The organism is Allobosea lupini (assembly GCF_900109525.1).
GTDB lineage: Bacteria > Pseudomonadota > Alphaproteobacteria > Rhizobiales > Beijerinckiaceae > Allobosea > Allobosea lupini.
In genome coordinates this window covers 385651-401016 of the sequence record NZ_FOAN01000002.1, presented here as the reverse complement: position 1 = coordinate 401016, position 15366 = coordinate 385651, and the positions used below count along the sequence as shown (strand labels likewise).

Genomic DNA, 15366 nt, shown 5'->3' with positions numbered 1-15366 from the left:
CCGCGATGCTCGAACTCCTTGTCTGTGCCCTCTTCACCATCGTCCCGGACTATCTCTATCGCCGCTACGGCCAAGGCAGGCGGCTGGGCAAGGAGATCACGCTCTATTCGGTCTGGTTCGAACTGCGCTGGGGCATCGTCACCTGCGTGATGCTGACGGTCGGGCTGATCACGGTGATCTTCTACAATCATCCCTCGACCACCAGTGCGACCGTGTTCTTCCGCAGCGTCCCGATCATTCCGGAGATCAATGGCCGGGTCGCGCAGGTGCATGTCGGCGTCAGCGGCAAGGTCGCGCAGGGCGCGCCGATCTTCACCCTCGACAGCACCAGCCAGCGGGCCGCGGTCGAGACGGCGCGGCGCAAGCTCGCCGAGGTCGATGCCGCGCTCGTGGTCGCAAAGGCCGACATCCTCACCTTCGACGGCAAGATCCAGGAGGCGAAGAGCGCGCTGCAGCAGGCGCTCGACGAATTGCAGACCAAGCGCGAGCTGAAGCGGCGCAACGACGACATCGTCGCGACCCGCGAGATCGAGCGGCTCGAGAACATCACGGCCGGGCGCGAGGCCGCGGTCGCCTCGACGACAGCGTCGCAGGCCGCCGCCCAGACGAAGATTTCGACCTTGCTGCCGGCCGAACGCGCCAGCGCCGAGGCTGCGCTGGCGCAGGCCGAGGTCGAACTCGCCAAGACCGTGGTCCGGGCCGGCTTCAACGGCCATGTCGAGCAGTTCACGCTGCGGCCAGGCGACATCGTCAACCCGTTCATGCGCCCGGCTGGCGCGATCATCCCGGAAGAGGCCGGACGCGGGCGGCTGCAAGCCGGCTTCGGCCAGATCGAGGCGCAGGTGATGAAGGTCGGCATGGTCGCCGAGGTCACCTGCATTTCGAAGCCCTGGACGGTCATCCCGATGGTCGTGACCGGCGTCCAGGACTTCATCGCGGCCGGCCAGGTCCGCAGCGGCGAGCAGCTGATCGACGCCCAGCAGGTCGTGCGGCCGGGAACGATCCTGACCTATATGGAGCCGCTCTATCCGGGCGGGCTCGACGGGGTGACGCCGGGGTCGAGCTGCATCGCCAACGCCTACAGCAACAACCACGACATCATCGCCGCCAAGGATACCGGAACGCTACGGCGCATCGCCTTGCACGCGGTCGACGCGACCGGGGTGGTGCACGCCATGCTGCTGCGCATCCAGGCGCTGGTCCTGCCGATCAAGACGCTGGTCTTCAGCGGGCACTGAGCTGCGGGCGGTCGAGCTTCAGATCTCGAACCAGTGCGCTGCGGGGCCGAGATTGTGCACCTCAGAATGGCCGATGGCGCCCTTCGTGCCCCAGGCGTGATGGATATGCCCACAGAGCACCAGTTGCGGCTGGTGCCGCTCGATGGCGGCCCGGATTGCTCTGCTGCCCTCATGCCGGCCGTTGCGCTGCAGGTCCGCAACGCCATAGGGCGGTGAGTGCGTGACGAGCACGGCCTTGTCCGGGCAGGCCGCGAGCAGTTCTTCTGCCTCGGCCTCCGAGAGGCGCTGGTTCCAGGATGCTTCGTTGGTCGCCGGAATCTCGTAGCCGAGGCCGAAGAACGCAGTGTCGCCGATCGCAACACCACTTCCGTGCAGGACATGCAGATGCGGCCATCCCCGATTGGCGGCCTGCATCTCAGCGAGATTGTCATGATTGCCGGCGACGACCAGGACGGGGACCGTGATGTCACGCAGGATGTCGAATGTATCGGCCAGGCCTTCGCCTCTCGTCCCGAAATCGCCTGCTCCGATGACGACGTCTGCGGCTCGCGCAGCGTCTCGCAGTGACCAGGCGGCGTCCTTGTCGCGGTGCAGATCGCTGAAGGCCAAGATCTTCATCGACATCCTCCCGGGCGCTCGATCCGAGCGGCTCAGAGCACGTCGCGCACGCGCACCAGCGTGGAGTCCATGTGCTTGCCGATGATCACGGCGAGCGCGTCGCCGTCGCGCTTCAGCAGCGCCGCGATCATCTCCTCGTGCTCGGCCACGGCGCCGGCCCATTTCTCCGGGCCCTCATTGCCGATGAAGCGCAGCCGCTTGATCCTGGCCTGCAAGGTACCGTGCATCTCGACCAGCACGTCGTTGCCTGAGGCGGCGACGATGGCGCTGTGGATCGCCTGGTTGAGCTTGAAATAGTCGAGCCGGTTGCGGGTCCGATAAAGCTCCATCATCTCGTCATGGAGCGCCTTGATCGCGGCGATCGTCTCGTCGCTCGCCTGCGCGCAGGTCATCCGGCCGCCGAGCTGTTCCAGCGTCTTCAGAACCTCCAGGATCTGCAACAGGTCGCCAGCCGAGAACTTGCGGACGATCGCTCCCTTGGCCGGCTGGATCTCGACCAGCCCCTCGCTCGCCAGGGTCTTGATGGCTTCCCGGAGGGGCGTACGCGAGACGCCGAGCTGGGCCCCGACGGCGCCTTCGTTGATGCGCTGCCCAGGGCCGAGCCTGCCCTCGATGATCATGTCGCGCAGCCGTTCGAGCACCTCTTCGTGCAAGGTGCGGCGGGTGATGCGCGGATAGGTATCCTGCGCCTCGCTCGACATGCCGGCCTCGTTCGTCATCGCGGCTCTCCTTTGTCTTTCTGTACGGCATGGCGCTTTCGCGCTGTCAACGCGAGCGGCCCGGCTCCGGCGACGACCTCCCGACCGGACGTAGCGAGACCTGTGGACAGGTGAAGCCGTCGCCGGACTCGCGGCAGAGTAGTGCAGGAATGTTATGCTGCATACAGCATACTTGCTTTCGCGGCGGCCCCCATGATAGGCCGGAAGCCAAGCAGCCGGCGGTGGCCGGCCTCGGGAGGACGAGATGGACATCAAGGCGCAGGTTTCCTTGCCGGTGATCGCGGTCGCGATGGGCGATCCCTCCGGCATCAGCCCCGAACTCACCGCCCGCATCCTGGCCGAGCCCGATCTGAGCAAGGCCGCGCGCTACATCGTCTTCGGCGACTTTCGCCTGTTCCAGCTCGGCGCCGACGATGCCGGCCTCACGCCTGATGTTCGCGTCATCGGCGAGGGCGATGCCCTGCCGGCCGACGCCGGCAAGCCGGTCTTCGTCGATCTCAAGAACCATGATCCTGCCGATCTCCAGCGCGGCACGGCGACGCTCGCCGGCGGCAAGGCCGCGACCGACAATTTCCGCCGCGCGCTGCGTCTCGCCGCGTCCAGCAAGGCCGATGCGGTGTTCTTCACCCCCTTCAACAAGGCGGCGATGCGCTTTGCCTATCCCGGCTATGACGACGAGATCCGCTTCGTGCGCGACGCGATCGCGTTCGAGGGGCCGGCCAGCGAATTCAACGTGCTGGACAAGCTCTGGAACGCGCGCGTCACCTCGCATATCCCGCTCTCCGAAGTGGCGCAGAACATCACCCAGGAACGGATCCTGCGGGCGCTCGATCTCGCCGAGAAGAATCTGCGTGCCGCCGGTTTCAACCCGCCGCGCATCGCGGTCGCCGGCATCAACCCGCATGCCGGCGACGGCGGCAATTTCGGCCGCGACGAGATCGAGACGATTGAGCCGGCGGTGAAGACCGCCAAGGCCAAAGGTTACGTGGTCGAGGGTCCGTTCCCGTCCGACACGGTGTTCCTGCGCGCCAGGAACGGTGACTTCGACGCGGTGCTGACGATGTATCACGACCAGGGCCAGATCGCGATGAAGCTGATGGGCTTCGACCGCGGCGTCACGCTGATCGGCGGCTTCCCGTTCCCGATCTGCACCCCGGCCCACGGCACCGCTTATGAGATCGCCGGCAAGGGCATCGCCAATCTCGGCGCCACCCGCGCGGCGCTGTCGCTCGCGATCAAGATGGCGAGCGAGGGCAAGGCGGCGCGCAAGGCCGCCTGATGCAGATTTCCCGGCGCAGCGGCCGAGAAGAGCCGCGCCAGTTCCAACGATCATCCAGGGAGAGACAGCATGAAACGTTTCTGTATTGCGGCGGGCGCCGCGCTCGCTTCCGTCATTGCCGCGGTGGTGCCGGCCGCGGCCTGGCAGCCGACCAAGCCGATCGAGTTCGTCGTGACCTCGGGGCCCGGCGGCGGCACCGATAATTTCGCCCGCATCGTCCAGTCGATCATCACCAAGCACAAGCTGATCGAGCAGCCGGTCGTGGTACTCAACAAGGGCGGCGGCAGCGGCGCCGAGGGCTACATCTACGGCAAGGGCGCCAAGGGCGACGCCCACAAGGTCGTCTTCGGCACCAACAACGCCTATCTCCTGCCTTACGTCGCCAAGCTCGGCTACAAGCTCTCCGACCTGACGCCGGTTTCGGCGCTGGCGCTCGACGAGTTCCTGATCTGGGTGAAGGGCGACGCGCCTTATGCCGACGCCAAGGCCTATATCGAGGCCGCGAAGGCCAAGCCAGGCAGCCTGAAGATGGCCGGCAGCCAGTCCAAGGACACCGACCAGACCCTGACTGCGATGATCCAGGAGGCGACCGGCGCCAAGTGGATCTACGTGCCCTTCCAGGGCGGTGGCGCGGCTGCAACCCAGCTCGCCGGCGGCCATGTCGATTCCAACACCAACAACCCGAACGAGAACATCGGACAGTGGAAGGCCGGTCAGGTGAAGCCGCTCTGCGTCTTCTCGCCGGTGCGCCTCGCCAAGAGCGATCCGATCCATGACGGCAAGGGCTGGGGCGACATCCCGACCTGCAAGGAAGCCGGCCTGCCGCTCGAATCCTTCCAGATGCCGCGCACCGTCTGGCTGCCGGCCGAGGTCCCGGCCGACGCGGTTACCTTCTATGCCGATGTGATGGAGAAGGTCAGCAAGACCCCGGAATGGGCCGAGTTCATCGCCCGTACCGCGCAGACCGCCCGCTTCATGAAGGGCAAGGAGCTCTCCGACTTCGTCGCCAAGGACGAGGCCGCCAACGCGAAGGTCTTCAAGAGCGAAGGCTGGGTCGTAAACTGACGTCGTCAATCTCCGGTCATCCCGGACAAGCGGCGAAGCCGCGCTGATCCGGGATTCCATGCCAGAACCGTTCCGGCATGGGTCCCGGGTCTCCCTTCGGTCGCCCGGGACGACATGGTCGGGCTGGGCGTTCGACGTTTGCAGGAGGAAAGCCGATGATCAGCCGTTTCCAGGCCGAGATCGCGACAGCTTTGGCGACGCTCGCCTTCGGCCTCGTCATCGTCAACGGCGCCCGCGAGTTCGGCATCGGCTGGGATTCCTCCGGCCCGCAGCCCGGCGCCTTCCCGTTCTATTGCGGGCTGCTGATCGCGCTTGCCAGCGCGGGCACGATCGTGACCACGATCGGCCGGCGGATGGGCGGCTCGGCGGCGCTCGCCGGGACTTTCCTCGACAGGGAGCAGGGCAAGCGCGTGCTCTCCTTCTTCCTGCCGATGCTCGCCTTCGTCATCCTGACTGTTACGCTTGGCATGTATGTCGCGATGCTGCTCTATCTCGTCTTCGCGATGCGCTTCCAGGGCCGCTATGGTTGGCTGCCTTCGCTCGCGACGGCGATCGGCACGGCTGCCTTCTTCTATTTCGGCCTTGAGAAATTCGCCCAGGTCGGCCTGCTCAAGGGGCCGGTCGAAGCGATGCTCGGTCTTTAGAGCCGCGAGCCGGAGCATCTCATGGAAAACTTCGCCTCGCTTCTTCACGGCTTCCAGATCGCGCTGACCACGCATCACATCGCGCTGATGTTCGCCGGCGTGCTGCTCGGTATCCTGGTCGGCGTCCTGCCGGGCCTGGGCGCGCCCAACGGCGTCTCGCTGATGCTGCCGCTGACCTTCAGCATGGACCCGGTCTCGGCGATCATCCTTTTGACCTCGCTCTATTGGGGGGCGCTCTTCGGCGGCTCGACCACCTCGATCCTGTTCAATATCCCCGGCGAGCCCTCTTCGGTCGCGACCACCTTCGACGGCCACCCGATGGCCAAGCAGGGCAGGGCGACCGAAGCGCTTTCCTTCGCCTTCCTGTCGGCCGGCATCGGCGCCATGGCCGGCGTCATCCTGATCACGCTGCTTTCCGGCTGGGTCGCGCGCTTCGCGCTGAAATTCTCCTCGCCGGAGTATTTCGCTGTTTATTTCATGACCTTCGCCAGCTTTGTCGGGCTTGGTGGCGCTTCGCCCTTCAAGACCATCGTCTCGATGGCGATGGGCTTCGCCTTCGCCTCGATCGGCATGGACTCGGTCTCGGGTAATGTCCGCCTGACCTATGAGTTCGACGTGCTGCTCGCCGGCGTCAGCTTTCTGATCGCGGTGATCGGCCTGTTCGGCCTCGGCGAGCTGCTGCAGACGATGGAGGAGGGCCTGCGCTTCGACGGGGTCAAGGCCAAGGTCAGCCCGCGCGACGTGTTCGCCACCGCGCTGAAACTGCCGCGCTACTGGCTGGCGCTGCTGCGCTCCAGCATCATCGGCATCTGGATGGGCATCACGCCGGGCGGCCCGACCGCGGCCTCTTTCATGAGCTATGCGATGGCCAAGCGCTCCTCGCGCAATCCCGAGAAGTTCGGCAAGGGCGAGCCCGAGGGCGTGATCTCGCCCGAGACCGCCGACCATGCCGCCGGCTCCTCGGCGATGCTGCCGATGCTGGCGCTCGGCATCCCGGGTTCGGCGACGGCTGCGGTGATGATGGGCGGGCTGATGATCTGGGGCCTTAACCCCGGCCCGATGCTGTTCGTCGAGCGGCCCGACTTCGTCTGGGGCCTGATCGCCTCGATGTATCTCGGCAACGTCGTCGCGGTCATCGTGGTGCTGGCGACGGTGCCGCTCTTCGCCTCGATCCTGCGCATCCCGTTCTCGATCATTGGCCCGGCGATCGTCGTGGTCTGCTTCATCGGCGCCTATACCGTCGGCAACAAGGAATTCGACATCTGGCTGGCGCTCGCCTTCGGCATCGTCGGTTATCTCTTCAAGAAGCTCGACTATCCCATCGCGCCCCTGGTGCTGGCCATGGTCATCGGCGACAAGGCGGAGGACGCCTTCCGCCAGTCGATGATCTTCAGCCAGGGCTCGCTCTCGATCTTCTGGTCGAACGCCCTGGTCGCGAGCCTGATGGCGATCGCTCTTGCGCTCCTGCTCTTCCCGCTGATCGGCTCGACAAGGCGCGGCATCCGCAAGCTGGTGACGGCGCGCGCGGCGAAGGCGTGACGGTGGCGGCATGGCGGGCGATCTTGCCGGCAAGCTCGTAACGCGTTACGTTTTCCGCTCGTTACCGGAGGTCTCGCCGTGGCAGCGGTTGCAGAGCGGATGCGCGACATGCGTCGTAGACGGCGCGAGCAAAACTTGCGCGAGGTGCGTCTGCTCGTTCCCGATGCGCGTTCGCCGGCTGTCCGTGCTCGGATCGTGCGGCAGGTCGCGAGGCTCGATCTCGCCGCAGAGGACGACGCCTTGCGCTGGATCGAATCGGTGTCCGAATTTGACAACCCGGCGAGGGACGATTGAGCTTGAGCCGCGGCGCTGTCGTGATCGTCGCGGCTGCTGGAGATTATGGCAAGCCACGGCCAGCGGTCATCGTTCAGAGCGATGCGATTCCAGCCGCGCATCCCTCCGTTGTGGTCTGTCAGATGACGTCGACCTTGGTCGATGCGTCGGACCTTCGTGTCATGATCGAACCGTCGCTGGAGAATGGCTTGCGCGAGCGATCGCAGGTGATGGTCGACAAGCCGGTCACCCTCATGCGCAGCCGGGTATCCGGCTCCATCGGACGCTTGACCGCCGCCGAGATGGCGCGCGTGACGGCCGGGCTGGCTTTCGTCATCGGTGTCGCCGACTGACGCATCGTTCGATGGAGAGCCGGTGGCGATCGATCACCACTGTGCTTGTATCGTCGGCAGGGCGGGGCGATCCGATACCAGCGGAAGGACAGCCAGCCATGAGAATTGCCGGCAGACTTCAAGCCATCCAGGCCGACATCACCACGCTTGCCGTCGACGCCATCGTCAACGCCGCCAACAATTCGCTGTTGGGGGGAGGCGGCGTCGACGGTGCGATCCATCGCGCCGCAGGGCCGGAATTACTCCAGGAATGCCGCCGGCTCGGCGGCTGCCAGACCGGCGACGCCAAGCTGACCCAGGGCTATCGCCTGCCGGCGCGCTTCGTCATCCATACGGTCGGGCCGGTCTGGCAGGGCGGCGGCCGGAGCGAGGCTGAGCTGCTCGCCTCCTGCTATCGCCGCTCCCTCGCGGTCGCGGCCGGCGCAGGCCTGCGAACCGTCGCCTTCCCGAGCATCAGCACTGGGATCTACGGTTATCCGATCGCGGCTGCGGCGGATATCGCCGTGGCGACGGTCGCGGAAGCCCTGAAGGCCGGCGCTTCCTTCGACGCAGTCATCTTCTGCTGCTTCTCGCCCGAGGACCTCGCCATCTACCAGCGCGGGCTTCCCGGCAGTGGCGATTGGCAGACGCAATGAGCTCCACCCCCTCCCAGCCACGAACAGCCGAGGCCTTGCCATGAGCGAACCCTATAAAGGCATCATCCCGATCGCGCCGACGATCTTCCACGAGAACGGCGACGTCGATCATGAGGGCAATCGCCGGGTGATGGACCTGATGGTCGACCAGGGCGTCGACGGCATCTGCATCCTTGCCAATTTTTCCGAGCAGTTCCTGCTGACCGACGCCGAGCGCGACGAGGTCATGCGGCTTTCGATCGAGCAGGTCGCCGGCCGGGTGCCGGTCTGCGTCACCACCTCGCATTTCTCGACCCGCATCGCCGCGCAGCGCGCCAAGGCGGCGGCCGAGGCCGGCGCCAAGATGCTGATGATGATGCCGCCCTACCACGGAGCGCTGCTCAAGGCGGACGAGCAGGGCATGATCGAGCATTTCAAGATCGTGGCGGATGCAGCGGGAATCCCGATCATCCTCCAGGACGCGCCGCTCTCCGGCGTGACCATGACCGTGCCTTTCATGGTCAGGCTCAACAAGGAAGTGCCGCTCGTGCGCTACTTCAAGATCGAGGTGCCGGGCACGGCGGGCAAGCTGCGCTCGCTGATCGAGGCGGGCGGCGACGCCATCGTCGGCCCGTTCGATGGTGAAGAAGCGATCACGCTGATGGCCGATCTCGACGCCGGCGCCACCGGCACGATGACCTCGGCAATGATCCCCGACCTGATCAAGCCGATCCTCACCGCCCATGCCGCGGGCGACCGCAGGCAGGCGGCGGCGCTCTATGCCCGCGTGCTGCCGATCATCAATTACGAGAACCGCCAATGCGGCCTGCGCTCGGCCAAGGCGGTGATGAAGGCCGGCGGCGTGATCAAGTCGGACGCGGTGCGCCATCCGCTTACGCCGCTGCATCCGCAGACGCGCGAAGGCCTGCTCGAGCTCGCGCGCGAACTCGATCCGCTCGCCTTGCGCTGGGGCAAATAGCCCAGCTGCTCTCGCTGCCCGCCGTCGAAGGCTGGCAGCGACCGTCAATAGGCGCCGATGCCGCCGGAGGGCGGCGGCATGTTGCCCCGTCGATCTTTGGTGATGAACTCCGGTGTCACCAGAAGCATCCGGGACAGCCAGGCGCTGTAGTCAGCTAGCAACTCTATGACGGCACGCATTGGTCGCCTCCACGATTGCAGAGGCAATTCTAGCAGATAAACAGCTTTTTGCCGACGAAATCCGATGAATTTGCTGCGTGGCGATCATGCAATCCTGTGATGCGCAACGTAACGGAATCGCGTTGGCATGCTCGGGTTGCACGCCCTATCGTGCAGACACACGATTCTCGCTCCGGAGCCCGTCATGACCGCAACCGCCAGGCGCGGCTACGCGCCGGAGATCATCGTCGCCGCCGGCTGCCTGATCGCGCTGATCAGCTTCGGCCCGCGCGCCAGCGCCGGCCTGTTCCAGATCCCGATGACCTCTCAGTTCGGCTGGGGCCGCGACACGTTCAGCCTGGCGCTGGCGATCCAGAATCTGCTCTGGGGCCTGGGCGCGCCCTTCGCCGGCGCGATCGCCGATCGCTTCGGCATGGTGCGGGTGCTCTGCGCCGGCGCGCTGCTCTATGCCGCCGGGCTCGTCACGATGTCCTATGCCTCGACGCCGCTGCAGCTCCATCTCGGCGCCGGCGTGCTGATCGGCTTCGGGCTCTCGGCCTGCTCCTTCAACCTGATCCTCGCCGCCTTCGGCAAACTCCTGCCTGAGCAATGGCGCCCGCTCGCCTTCGGCGCCGGCACTGCCGCCGGTTCCTTCGGCCAGTTCCTGTTCCCGCCGATCGGCAACATCCTGATCGAGACGCTCGGCTGGCAGCAGGCGCTGATCGTCTTCGCCTTCACCCTGCTGCCCGTGCTGCCGCTCTCGGTGATGCTGGCGATGCGGGGCGCCAAGCAGCCTGCCGCTGCGCCCGGCGCGGTTGTGGCGCCGAACCAGAGCATCGCGCAGGCGCTGGCCGAGGCCTTCAAGCACCGCTCCTATGTCCTGCTCGTGCTCGGCTTCTTCACCTGCGGCTTCCAGCTCGCCTTCATCACCGTGCACATGCCGGCCTATCTCAAGGACACCGGCCTGCCGGCCTGGGTCGGCGGCTGGACGCTGGCTGCGATCGGCCTCGCCAATGCGGTCGGCTCGCTCGGCTCCGGCTGGCTGACGGCACGCATGCCCAAGCGCCATCTGCTCGCCTGGATCTATCTCGGCCGGGCCGTCGCCATCGCCGCCTTCATCCTGCTGCCGCCGAGCCCGACGACCGCGATCGCCTTCGGCATCGTCATCGGCGTGTTCTGGCTCTCGACCGTGCCACCGACTTCGGCGCTGGTCATGCTGATGTTCGGCACCAAGTACATGGCGATGCTCTACGGCTTCGCCTTCTTCTCGCATCAGGTCGGTGGCTTCCTCGGCGTCCTGCTCGGCGGCATCCTCTATGAGCAGTTCGGCTCCTACACCATCGTCTGGTGGCTTTCGGTCGCGCTTGGCGTCGCCTCGGCGCTGATCAACCTGCCGATCGTCGAGAAGCCGGTGGCGCGCGCCGTGCCGCAGCCGGCCTGACTAAAGCCGCACGAGCTTGCCGCTTGCAGGCGGCGGCCGGGCGGGTCACTCCTAGGGAAAGTTCGATCGCGTCCCGGGAGTGAGTTCATGTCGACCTTCAAGGCCCTCATCGCCAACAAGGGCGAAGCCGGCACCAGCGTCGCCTTCGGCGAGTTCGCCGAAGCGGACCTGATGGAAGGCGACGTCATCGTCCGCGTCACCCATTCGACGCTGAACTACAAGGACGGCCTTGCCATCACCGGCCGCGCCCCGGTGGTGCGGCGCTGGCCGATGATCCCCGGCATTGATTTCGCCGGCCGGGTCGAGTCTTCCGATCATCCCGAGTTCAAGCCCAGCGACCTCGTCATCCTCAACGGCTGGGGCACCGGCGAGACGCATCTGGGCGCCTATGCTCAGAAGAGCCGGGTCAAGGGCGATTGGCTGGTCCCGCTGCCCGACGGAATGACCCCTGCCGAAGCGATGGCGATCGGCACCGCCGGCTACACCGCCATGCTCAGCCTGCTTGCGCTGGAGCGCCATGGCGTCAAACCGGCCGACGGCCCGGTCGTCGTCACCGGCGCAGCCGGCGGCGTCGGCTCGGTCGCGACCGCGCTGCTCGCCAAGGCTGGCTGGCATGTCATCGCCTCGACCGGCCGGCCGGAGGAAGCTGATTACCTCAAGGGCCTTGGCGCAGCCGAGATCATCGATCGGAACGAACTCTCCGGGCCTGGGCGCCCGCTCGGCAAGGAGCGCTGGATCGCCGGCGTCGATGCCGTCGGCTCGCACACGCTCGCCAATGTCCTGTCGATGACCAAATACGGCGGCGCTGTCGCCGCCTGCGGCCTGGCGCAGGGCATGGACCTGCCGGCCTCGGTCGCGCCCTTCATCCTGCGCGGCGTCGCGCTGCTTGGCATCGATTCGGTGATGTGCCCGAAGACGCGCCGGCTGGAAGCGTGGCAGCGTCTCGCGCGCGATCTCGACCGTGAGAAGCTGGCGGCGATGACGACGACGATCCCGCTCGAGGATGTCGTCGAGACCGGCCGCGCTCTGCTCGACGGCAAGGTGCGCGGTCGGGTCGTCGTTGAGATCGGCTAACCGAATTCGCCGATACGCTTCTCAAAAAGCGCGCGCAGCCGTTCGCCGGATTGAGTTAGCTCGATTACGGGGGTGGAATCACCTCCATCTACAATAATGAACCTGATTGTCCCATCTCGAGCCTCGATGATGTCAATCAGTCGCCCCTTTCTTTCTTGACGGTAAAAAACGACCATCTTTCCCTGATAATCTCGGAACTTGACGTCTGATATCGCGTCGAATGTCAGCGGATTTCCTGCGGAAAGGAATGCTAGATGCCGCCTAACGCTTTCAAAGGCCGCGATTTCTGCTTCCGACGTTACGATTCCTGCTGGGGATGGTGATGGCACTTCAATCGGAGTTGAGAGTGGTGTGTTCTCGATCCGGGTGGGTTGCTTGGGAAGCGACGGGGATATATCAAGCTTTTTGAGGACATTGGACGTAAAAACGTCATTGAATGCGGCCTTTGTGATGGCTCGATAACCTTCGATTGCATGAGTTCTAATATGCTTTATGTCATTTTCTTTTAGCAGGAAGCGCGTGAAATCTATAGATGGTTCGGCGAATTGCTTCGATAAGTAATCAAAGAATGCGCGATGCGTCAGGCTGCGGCGTGCATTCTCCGCGATTGTGTCTGGATCGAATTTTGCTTTCGTTAGTGCGTGGAGACCTTCGATAGCTGTATCTGAGACTTGTGCCTTCGATATCTTTTCAAAATCGATAATTAGAAACGGATCGTCATCCATCATATTTGGCTCTTCAGAGTCTACAAAAAACTCGTAAACGATTCCGTCCGTTAGAATGCCCAGTTTGACTGTTTTTGATGCATTAAAATAACTTTTCAGTTGACCTCTGTCGTCTTTTTTCCCATTACCAATGGATTTGCATTCTATCGCAATAATGGGATTCATTTCTTTCAAAATAGCATAATCAACTCTATTCTTATATTTGTCCGAAAAATCTGCGGCGTGCTCTGCGGCAACTTCTGTTGGGTCTCTATCATCATAACCAAGAAGTGCGATAAACGGGAGTATTAATGCAACTTTGGTAGCTTCTTCATTCTTAATATGCTCGCGAACCCGCTGCACACGTTCTGCATAAGAGACAAGGCTCGTGCGGAAATCCTCAATCGTGGTCACTCTCTATCCCCCCGGTAGTGCTTGTTAGCAAGGATAGCCCGCGAACTTGCTATTTCTCAACTGCCATATGCAACGCTGGGGTGTAGGCGAATCTGGAGCTGCCGCGTGCGTGTAAGGACTCCAGGCTTCGCTGCTATGAAATCGGGGCGCTTCTAAGCTTCACACCGCACCCTCCAGCAGTGCCTTCCGTTTCGCCAGCTCGCCGCCGACGAAATCCATGAAGGCGCGCACGCGTGGCGCATGCCTGATGTCGGGGTGGGTCAGGATCCATAGCCCGGTGGAGAAGTCCGGGTCCGGTGGCAGCAGCCGCACGAGCCCCGGCCGCTGGTCGGCAATGAAGCAGGGCAGGGGGCCGATGCCCATCCCCTGCTCGACCGCTTCCGTCAGCCCGAGCACGGCCGAGGAACGCAGCGCGATCCGTTCGGCTGGGACATGGTCGCGGACATAGCGGGCCGCCTTGACGTAGCCGAGCGGGTCGCCGAGCGCGACCCAGTCGCGCCGGAACAGCAGCTTCGGCTCATGCGACTCGGCCTCGGTCGCCGGCGCGTCGGCGCGGGCGTAGACGGCCCAGTTCAGGTTGGCGAGGCGGCGGCCGACCAGCGTCTCGCCCGGCGAATCGCTGGCGCGGATGGCGACGTCGGCGTCACGGCGCGAGAGATTGAGGGTTTGGCTCGCCATGACGACATCGAGCCGGATCAGCGGATGCGCTGCCCGGAACGCTGCGAAGATCGGCAGCAGCACATGCAGATAGAGCGTGTCGGTGGTGGTCACGCGCAAGTCGCCTGACGGAGCGAGGTCGCGCCCAGCGAGCCTGCGCCCGAAAGCGGTGACGTCCTCATCGATGCGCGAGGCCAGCGTCGTCATCTCCTCGCCGGCCGAGGTCGCGACATAACCGGTCTTGCGGCGCTCGAAGAGAGCGTGGCCAAGCTGCTCCTCGATCTGGCCGAGCCGGCGGAACACCGTGGAATGATTGACGTTGAGGGCGGCTGCCGCGCCGGTCAGCCCGCCTGCATCGGCGATCGCCTTGATCAGGCGGAAATCATCCCAGGCGAGCTTCGACGTCGACAATGGTCACTCTCCGGCAACTCCGCGCGCAGCATTGCCAGATCTTGCGGAATTGCAAGCGGATCTCGGGCGATAATGCCGACTTCAACGCGGCGCCGCGGCGCGGCGCAGCCGGTCGTTGATCGCTTCGCCAAGGCCTCGCATCGGGATCGGCGCGATGGCGATCGTCGCCGGGCGTTGATCGTCGAGATGGCGCATCGCGGCGAAGAGATTGGCGGCGGCCTCGGTCAGGTCGCCTGATGGACTCAGGTTGAAGGCGAGCGCGGGCAGGGCGCCATCCGGTCCCGGACCGAAGCCGAGCCAGGCTTCGCCCGGTCGCGGCGCCTCCGCATCCAGCCTGACCGCGGCCCTCGGCGCGTAGTGCGAGGCGAGGAGGCCTGGCGCGAGCGGGGCCGTACCGCCTTCCTCGACGATGACGAGGGCCTGCCCGATCGCAGCCTCCAGCGCCGCACGCGGCACGCCGCCCGGACGCAGCAGGCGCGGCGCCCCGCCGAGGCAGGCGACGATGCTGGATTCGACGCCGACCGCCGTCGGCCCGGCATCGAGCACGGCGTCGATGCGCCCGTCGAGATCGGCGAAGACATGCTCGGCCTGCGTCGGGCTGACCCGGCCCGAGCGATTTGCCGAGGGCGCCGCGATCGGCCGGCCCGCAGCCTGCAGGACAGCGCGCGCCACCGGATGCGACGGCACCCGCAGCGCGACGCTGTCGAGCCCGGCGCGGGCGAGGCTGCAGACCGTGCACGAGCTCGAAGCCGGCACGACCAACGTCAGCGGGCCCGGCCAGAACGCCTTCGCCAGCGCCAGCGCCGGCGCATCGAACAGGCCCTGGCGCCTGGCAGCATCGACATCCGGCAGATGCGAGATCAGCGGGTTGAAGCTCGGGCGCTCCTTGGCGGCATAGATCGAGGCGACGGCGCGGTCGTCGCTTGCGTCGGCGGCGAGCCCGTAGACCGTCTCGGTCGGCAGCGCGACGAGCTTGCCGGTGCGCAGCAGCTCTGCTGCGGCGGCGATGCCGGCCTGGTCGGCGGAAAGGCGCTGGGTCTGACGAGGTCCTGTCACGGTCGCTCTTGAAAGTTCATATGTAAACTATAACAATGCCGACGCGGCATGCGTGAACCTGCGCCGGCTTGCGCGTGGCGGCGGGCATAGTTCGTCGCTAACATCGCCGTCAAACGCAACGAGCAGAATG

17 protein-coding genes are annotated in these 15366 nt (G+C 65.2%); 11 read left to right on the top strand and 6 right to left on the bottom strand.

From position 1 onward, the window contains the following. Positions 1-5: 5 nt before the first annotated feature. The gene (locus tag BMZ21_RS07370) at positions 6-1238 is read left to right on the top strand and encodes an HlyD family secretion protein (protein ID WP_091831391.1); all 1233 of its coding nucleotides are present in this window, start codon (positions 6-8) and stop codon (positions 1236-1238) included. Between the two features lie 18 nt (positions 1239-1256). Here BMZ21_RS07370 and BMZ21_RS07365 read toward each other — a convergent pair whose 3' ends face one another. Then, on the bottom strand, positions 1257-1856 hold the full coding sequence (locus BMZ21_RS07365) for a metallophosphoesterase family protein (RefSeq protein WP_167561565.1): 600 nt from the start codon (positions 1854-1856) through the stop codon (positions 1257-1259). 32 nt (positions 1857-1888) lie between these two features. Then, positions 1889-2575 (bottom strand): GntR family transcriptional regulator, encoded by a 687-nt coding sequence (locus tag BMZ21_RS07360; protein ID WP_091831387.1) that lies wholly within the window; start codon positions 2573-2575, stop codon positions 1889-1891. A 244-nt stretch (positions 2576-2819) separates the two neighbouring features. On the opposite strand from BMZ21_RS07360, the gene BMZ21_RS07355 reads away from it, so the two are divergent. The 8 genes from BMZ21_RS07355 to BMZ21_RS07320 all read left to right on the top strand — a co-directional run bounded on the left by BMZ21_RS07355 (position 2820) and on the right by BMZ21_RS07320 (position 9321). Beyond that, entirely contained in the window at positions 2820-3854 is a 1035-nt protein-coding gene (locus BMZ21_RS07355) for a 4-hydroxythreonine-4-phosphate dehydrogenase PdxA (RefSeq protein ID WP_091831385.1), read from the top strand. 69 nt (positions 3855-3923) lie between these two features. Beyond that, the gene (locus BMZ21_RS07350; RefSeq protein WP_091831383.1) at positions 3924-4919 is read left to right on the top strand and encodes a Bug family tripartite tricarboxylate transporter substrate binding protein; all 996 of its coding nucleotides are present in this window, start codon (positions 3924-3926) and stop codon (positions 4917-4919) included. Positions 4920-5074: 155 nt separating this feature from the next. Further along, positions 5075-5563 carry a tripartite tricarboxylate transporter TctB family protein gene (locus BMZ21_RS07345; protein ID WP_091831381.1) on the top strand — a complete coding sequence of 163 codons (489 nt, stop codon included), beginning with the start codon at positions 5075-5077 and terminating at the stop codon, positions 5561-5563. 21 nt (positions 5564-5584) lie between these two features. Further along, positions 5585-7102, top strand: coding sequence for a tripartite tricarboxylate transporter permease (locus BMZ21_RS07340; protein WP_091831379.1), 1518 nt, complete (start codon positions 5585-5587; stop codon positions 7100-7102). 78 nt (positions 7103-7180) lie between these two features. Then, positions 7181-7396, top strand: coding sequence for an antitoxin MazE-like protein (locus BMZ21_RS07335; protein ID WP_244543736.1), 216 nt, complete (start codon positions 7181-7183; stop codon positions 7394-7396). A 2-nt stretch (positions 7397-7398) separates the two neighbouring features. After that, a complete protein-coding gene (locus BMZ21_RS07330; protein ID WP_091831376.1) occupies positions 7399-7728 on the top strand; it encodes a type II toxin-antitoxin system PemK/MazF family toxin in 330 nt (109 codons plus the stop codon). A gap of 98 nt (positions 7729-7826) precedes the next feature. Beyond that, the gene (locus BMZ21_RS07325) at positions 7827-8363 is read left to right on the top strand and encodes an O-acetyl-ADP-ribose deacetylase (RefSeq protein ID WP_208862230.1); all 537 of its coding nucleotides are present in this window, start codon (positions 7827-7829) and stop codon (positions 8361-8363) included. 40 nt (positions 8364-8403) lie between these two features. Then, entirely contained in the window at positions 8404-9321 is a 918-nt protein-coding gene (locus BMZ21_RS07320; RefSeq protein WP_091831374.1) for a dihydrodipicolinate synthase family protein, read from the top strand. Positions 9322-9365: 44 nt separating this feature from the next. On the opposite strand, the gene BMZ21_RS30960 is transcribed toward BMZ21_RS07320, so the two are convergent. Further along, positions 9366-9500: a hypothetical protein gene (locus BMZ21_RS30960; RefSeq protein ID WP_280141468.1), complete on the bottom strand. Its 135-nt coding sequence runs from the start codon at positions 9498-9500 to the stop codon at positions 9366-9368. Positions 9501-9684: 184 nt separating this feature from the next. On the opposite strand from BMZ21_RS30960, the gene BMZ21_RS07315 reads away from it, so the two are divergent. Then, the gene (locus BMZ21_RS07315; RefSeq protein WP_091831372.1) at positions 9685-10920 is read left to right on the top strand and encodes an MFS transporter; all 1236 of its coding nucleotides are present in this window, start codon (positions 9685-9687) and stop codon (positions 10918-10920) included. 87 nt (positions 10921-11007) lie between these two features. Beyond that, positions 11008-11994 carry an acrylyl-CoA reductase (NADPH) gene (gene acuI / locus BMZ21_RS07310; protein ID WP_091831370.1) on the top strand — a complete coding sequence of 329 codons (987 nt, stop codon included), beginning with the start codon at positions 11008-11010 and terminating at the stop codon, positions 11992-11994. Here the strand turns inward: acuI and BMZ21_RS07305 are convergent. From BMZ21_RS07305 to BMZ21_RS07295, 3 genes are all read right to left on the bottom strand, one after another. Then, entirely contained in the window at positions 11991-13112 is a 1122-nt protein-coding gene (locus BMZ21_RS07305) for a type I restriction enzyme HsdR N-terminal domain-containing protein (protein WP_091831368.1), read from the bottom strand. The genes acuI and BMZ21_RS07305 overlap by 4 nt on opposite strands. Positions 13113-13271: 159 nt before the next feature. Next, the gene (locus tag BMZ21_RS07300) at positions 13272-14180 is read right to left on the bottom strand and encodes a LysR family transcriptional regulator (RefSeq protein WP_091831366.1); all 909 of its coding nucleotides are present in this window, start codon (positions 14178-14180) and stop codon (positions 13272-13274) included. An 81-nt stretch (positions 14181-14261) separates the two neighbouring features. Beyond that, positions 14262-15236: an L-threonylcarbamoyladenylate synthase gene (locus tag BMZ21_RS07295; RefSeq protein ID WP_091831364.1), complete on the bottom strand. Its 975-nt coding sequence runs from the start codon at positions 15234-15236 to the stop codon at positions 14262-14264. Between the last annotated feature and the right edge of the window lie 130 nt (positions 15237-15366).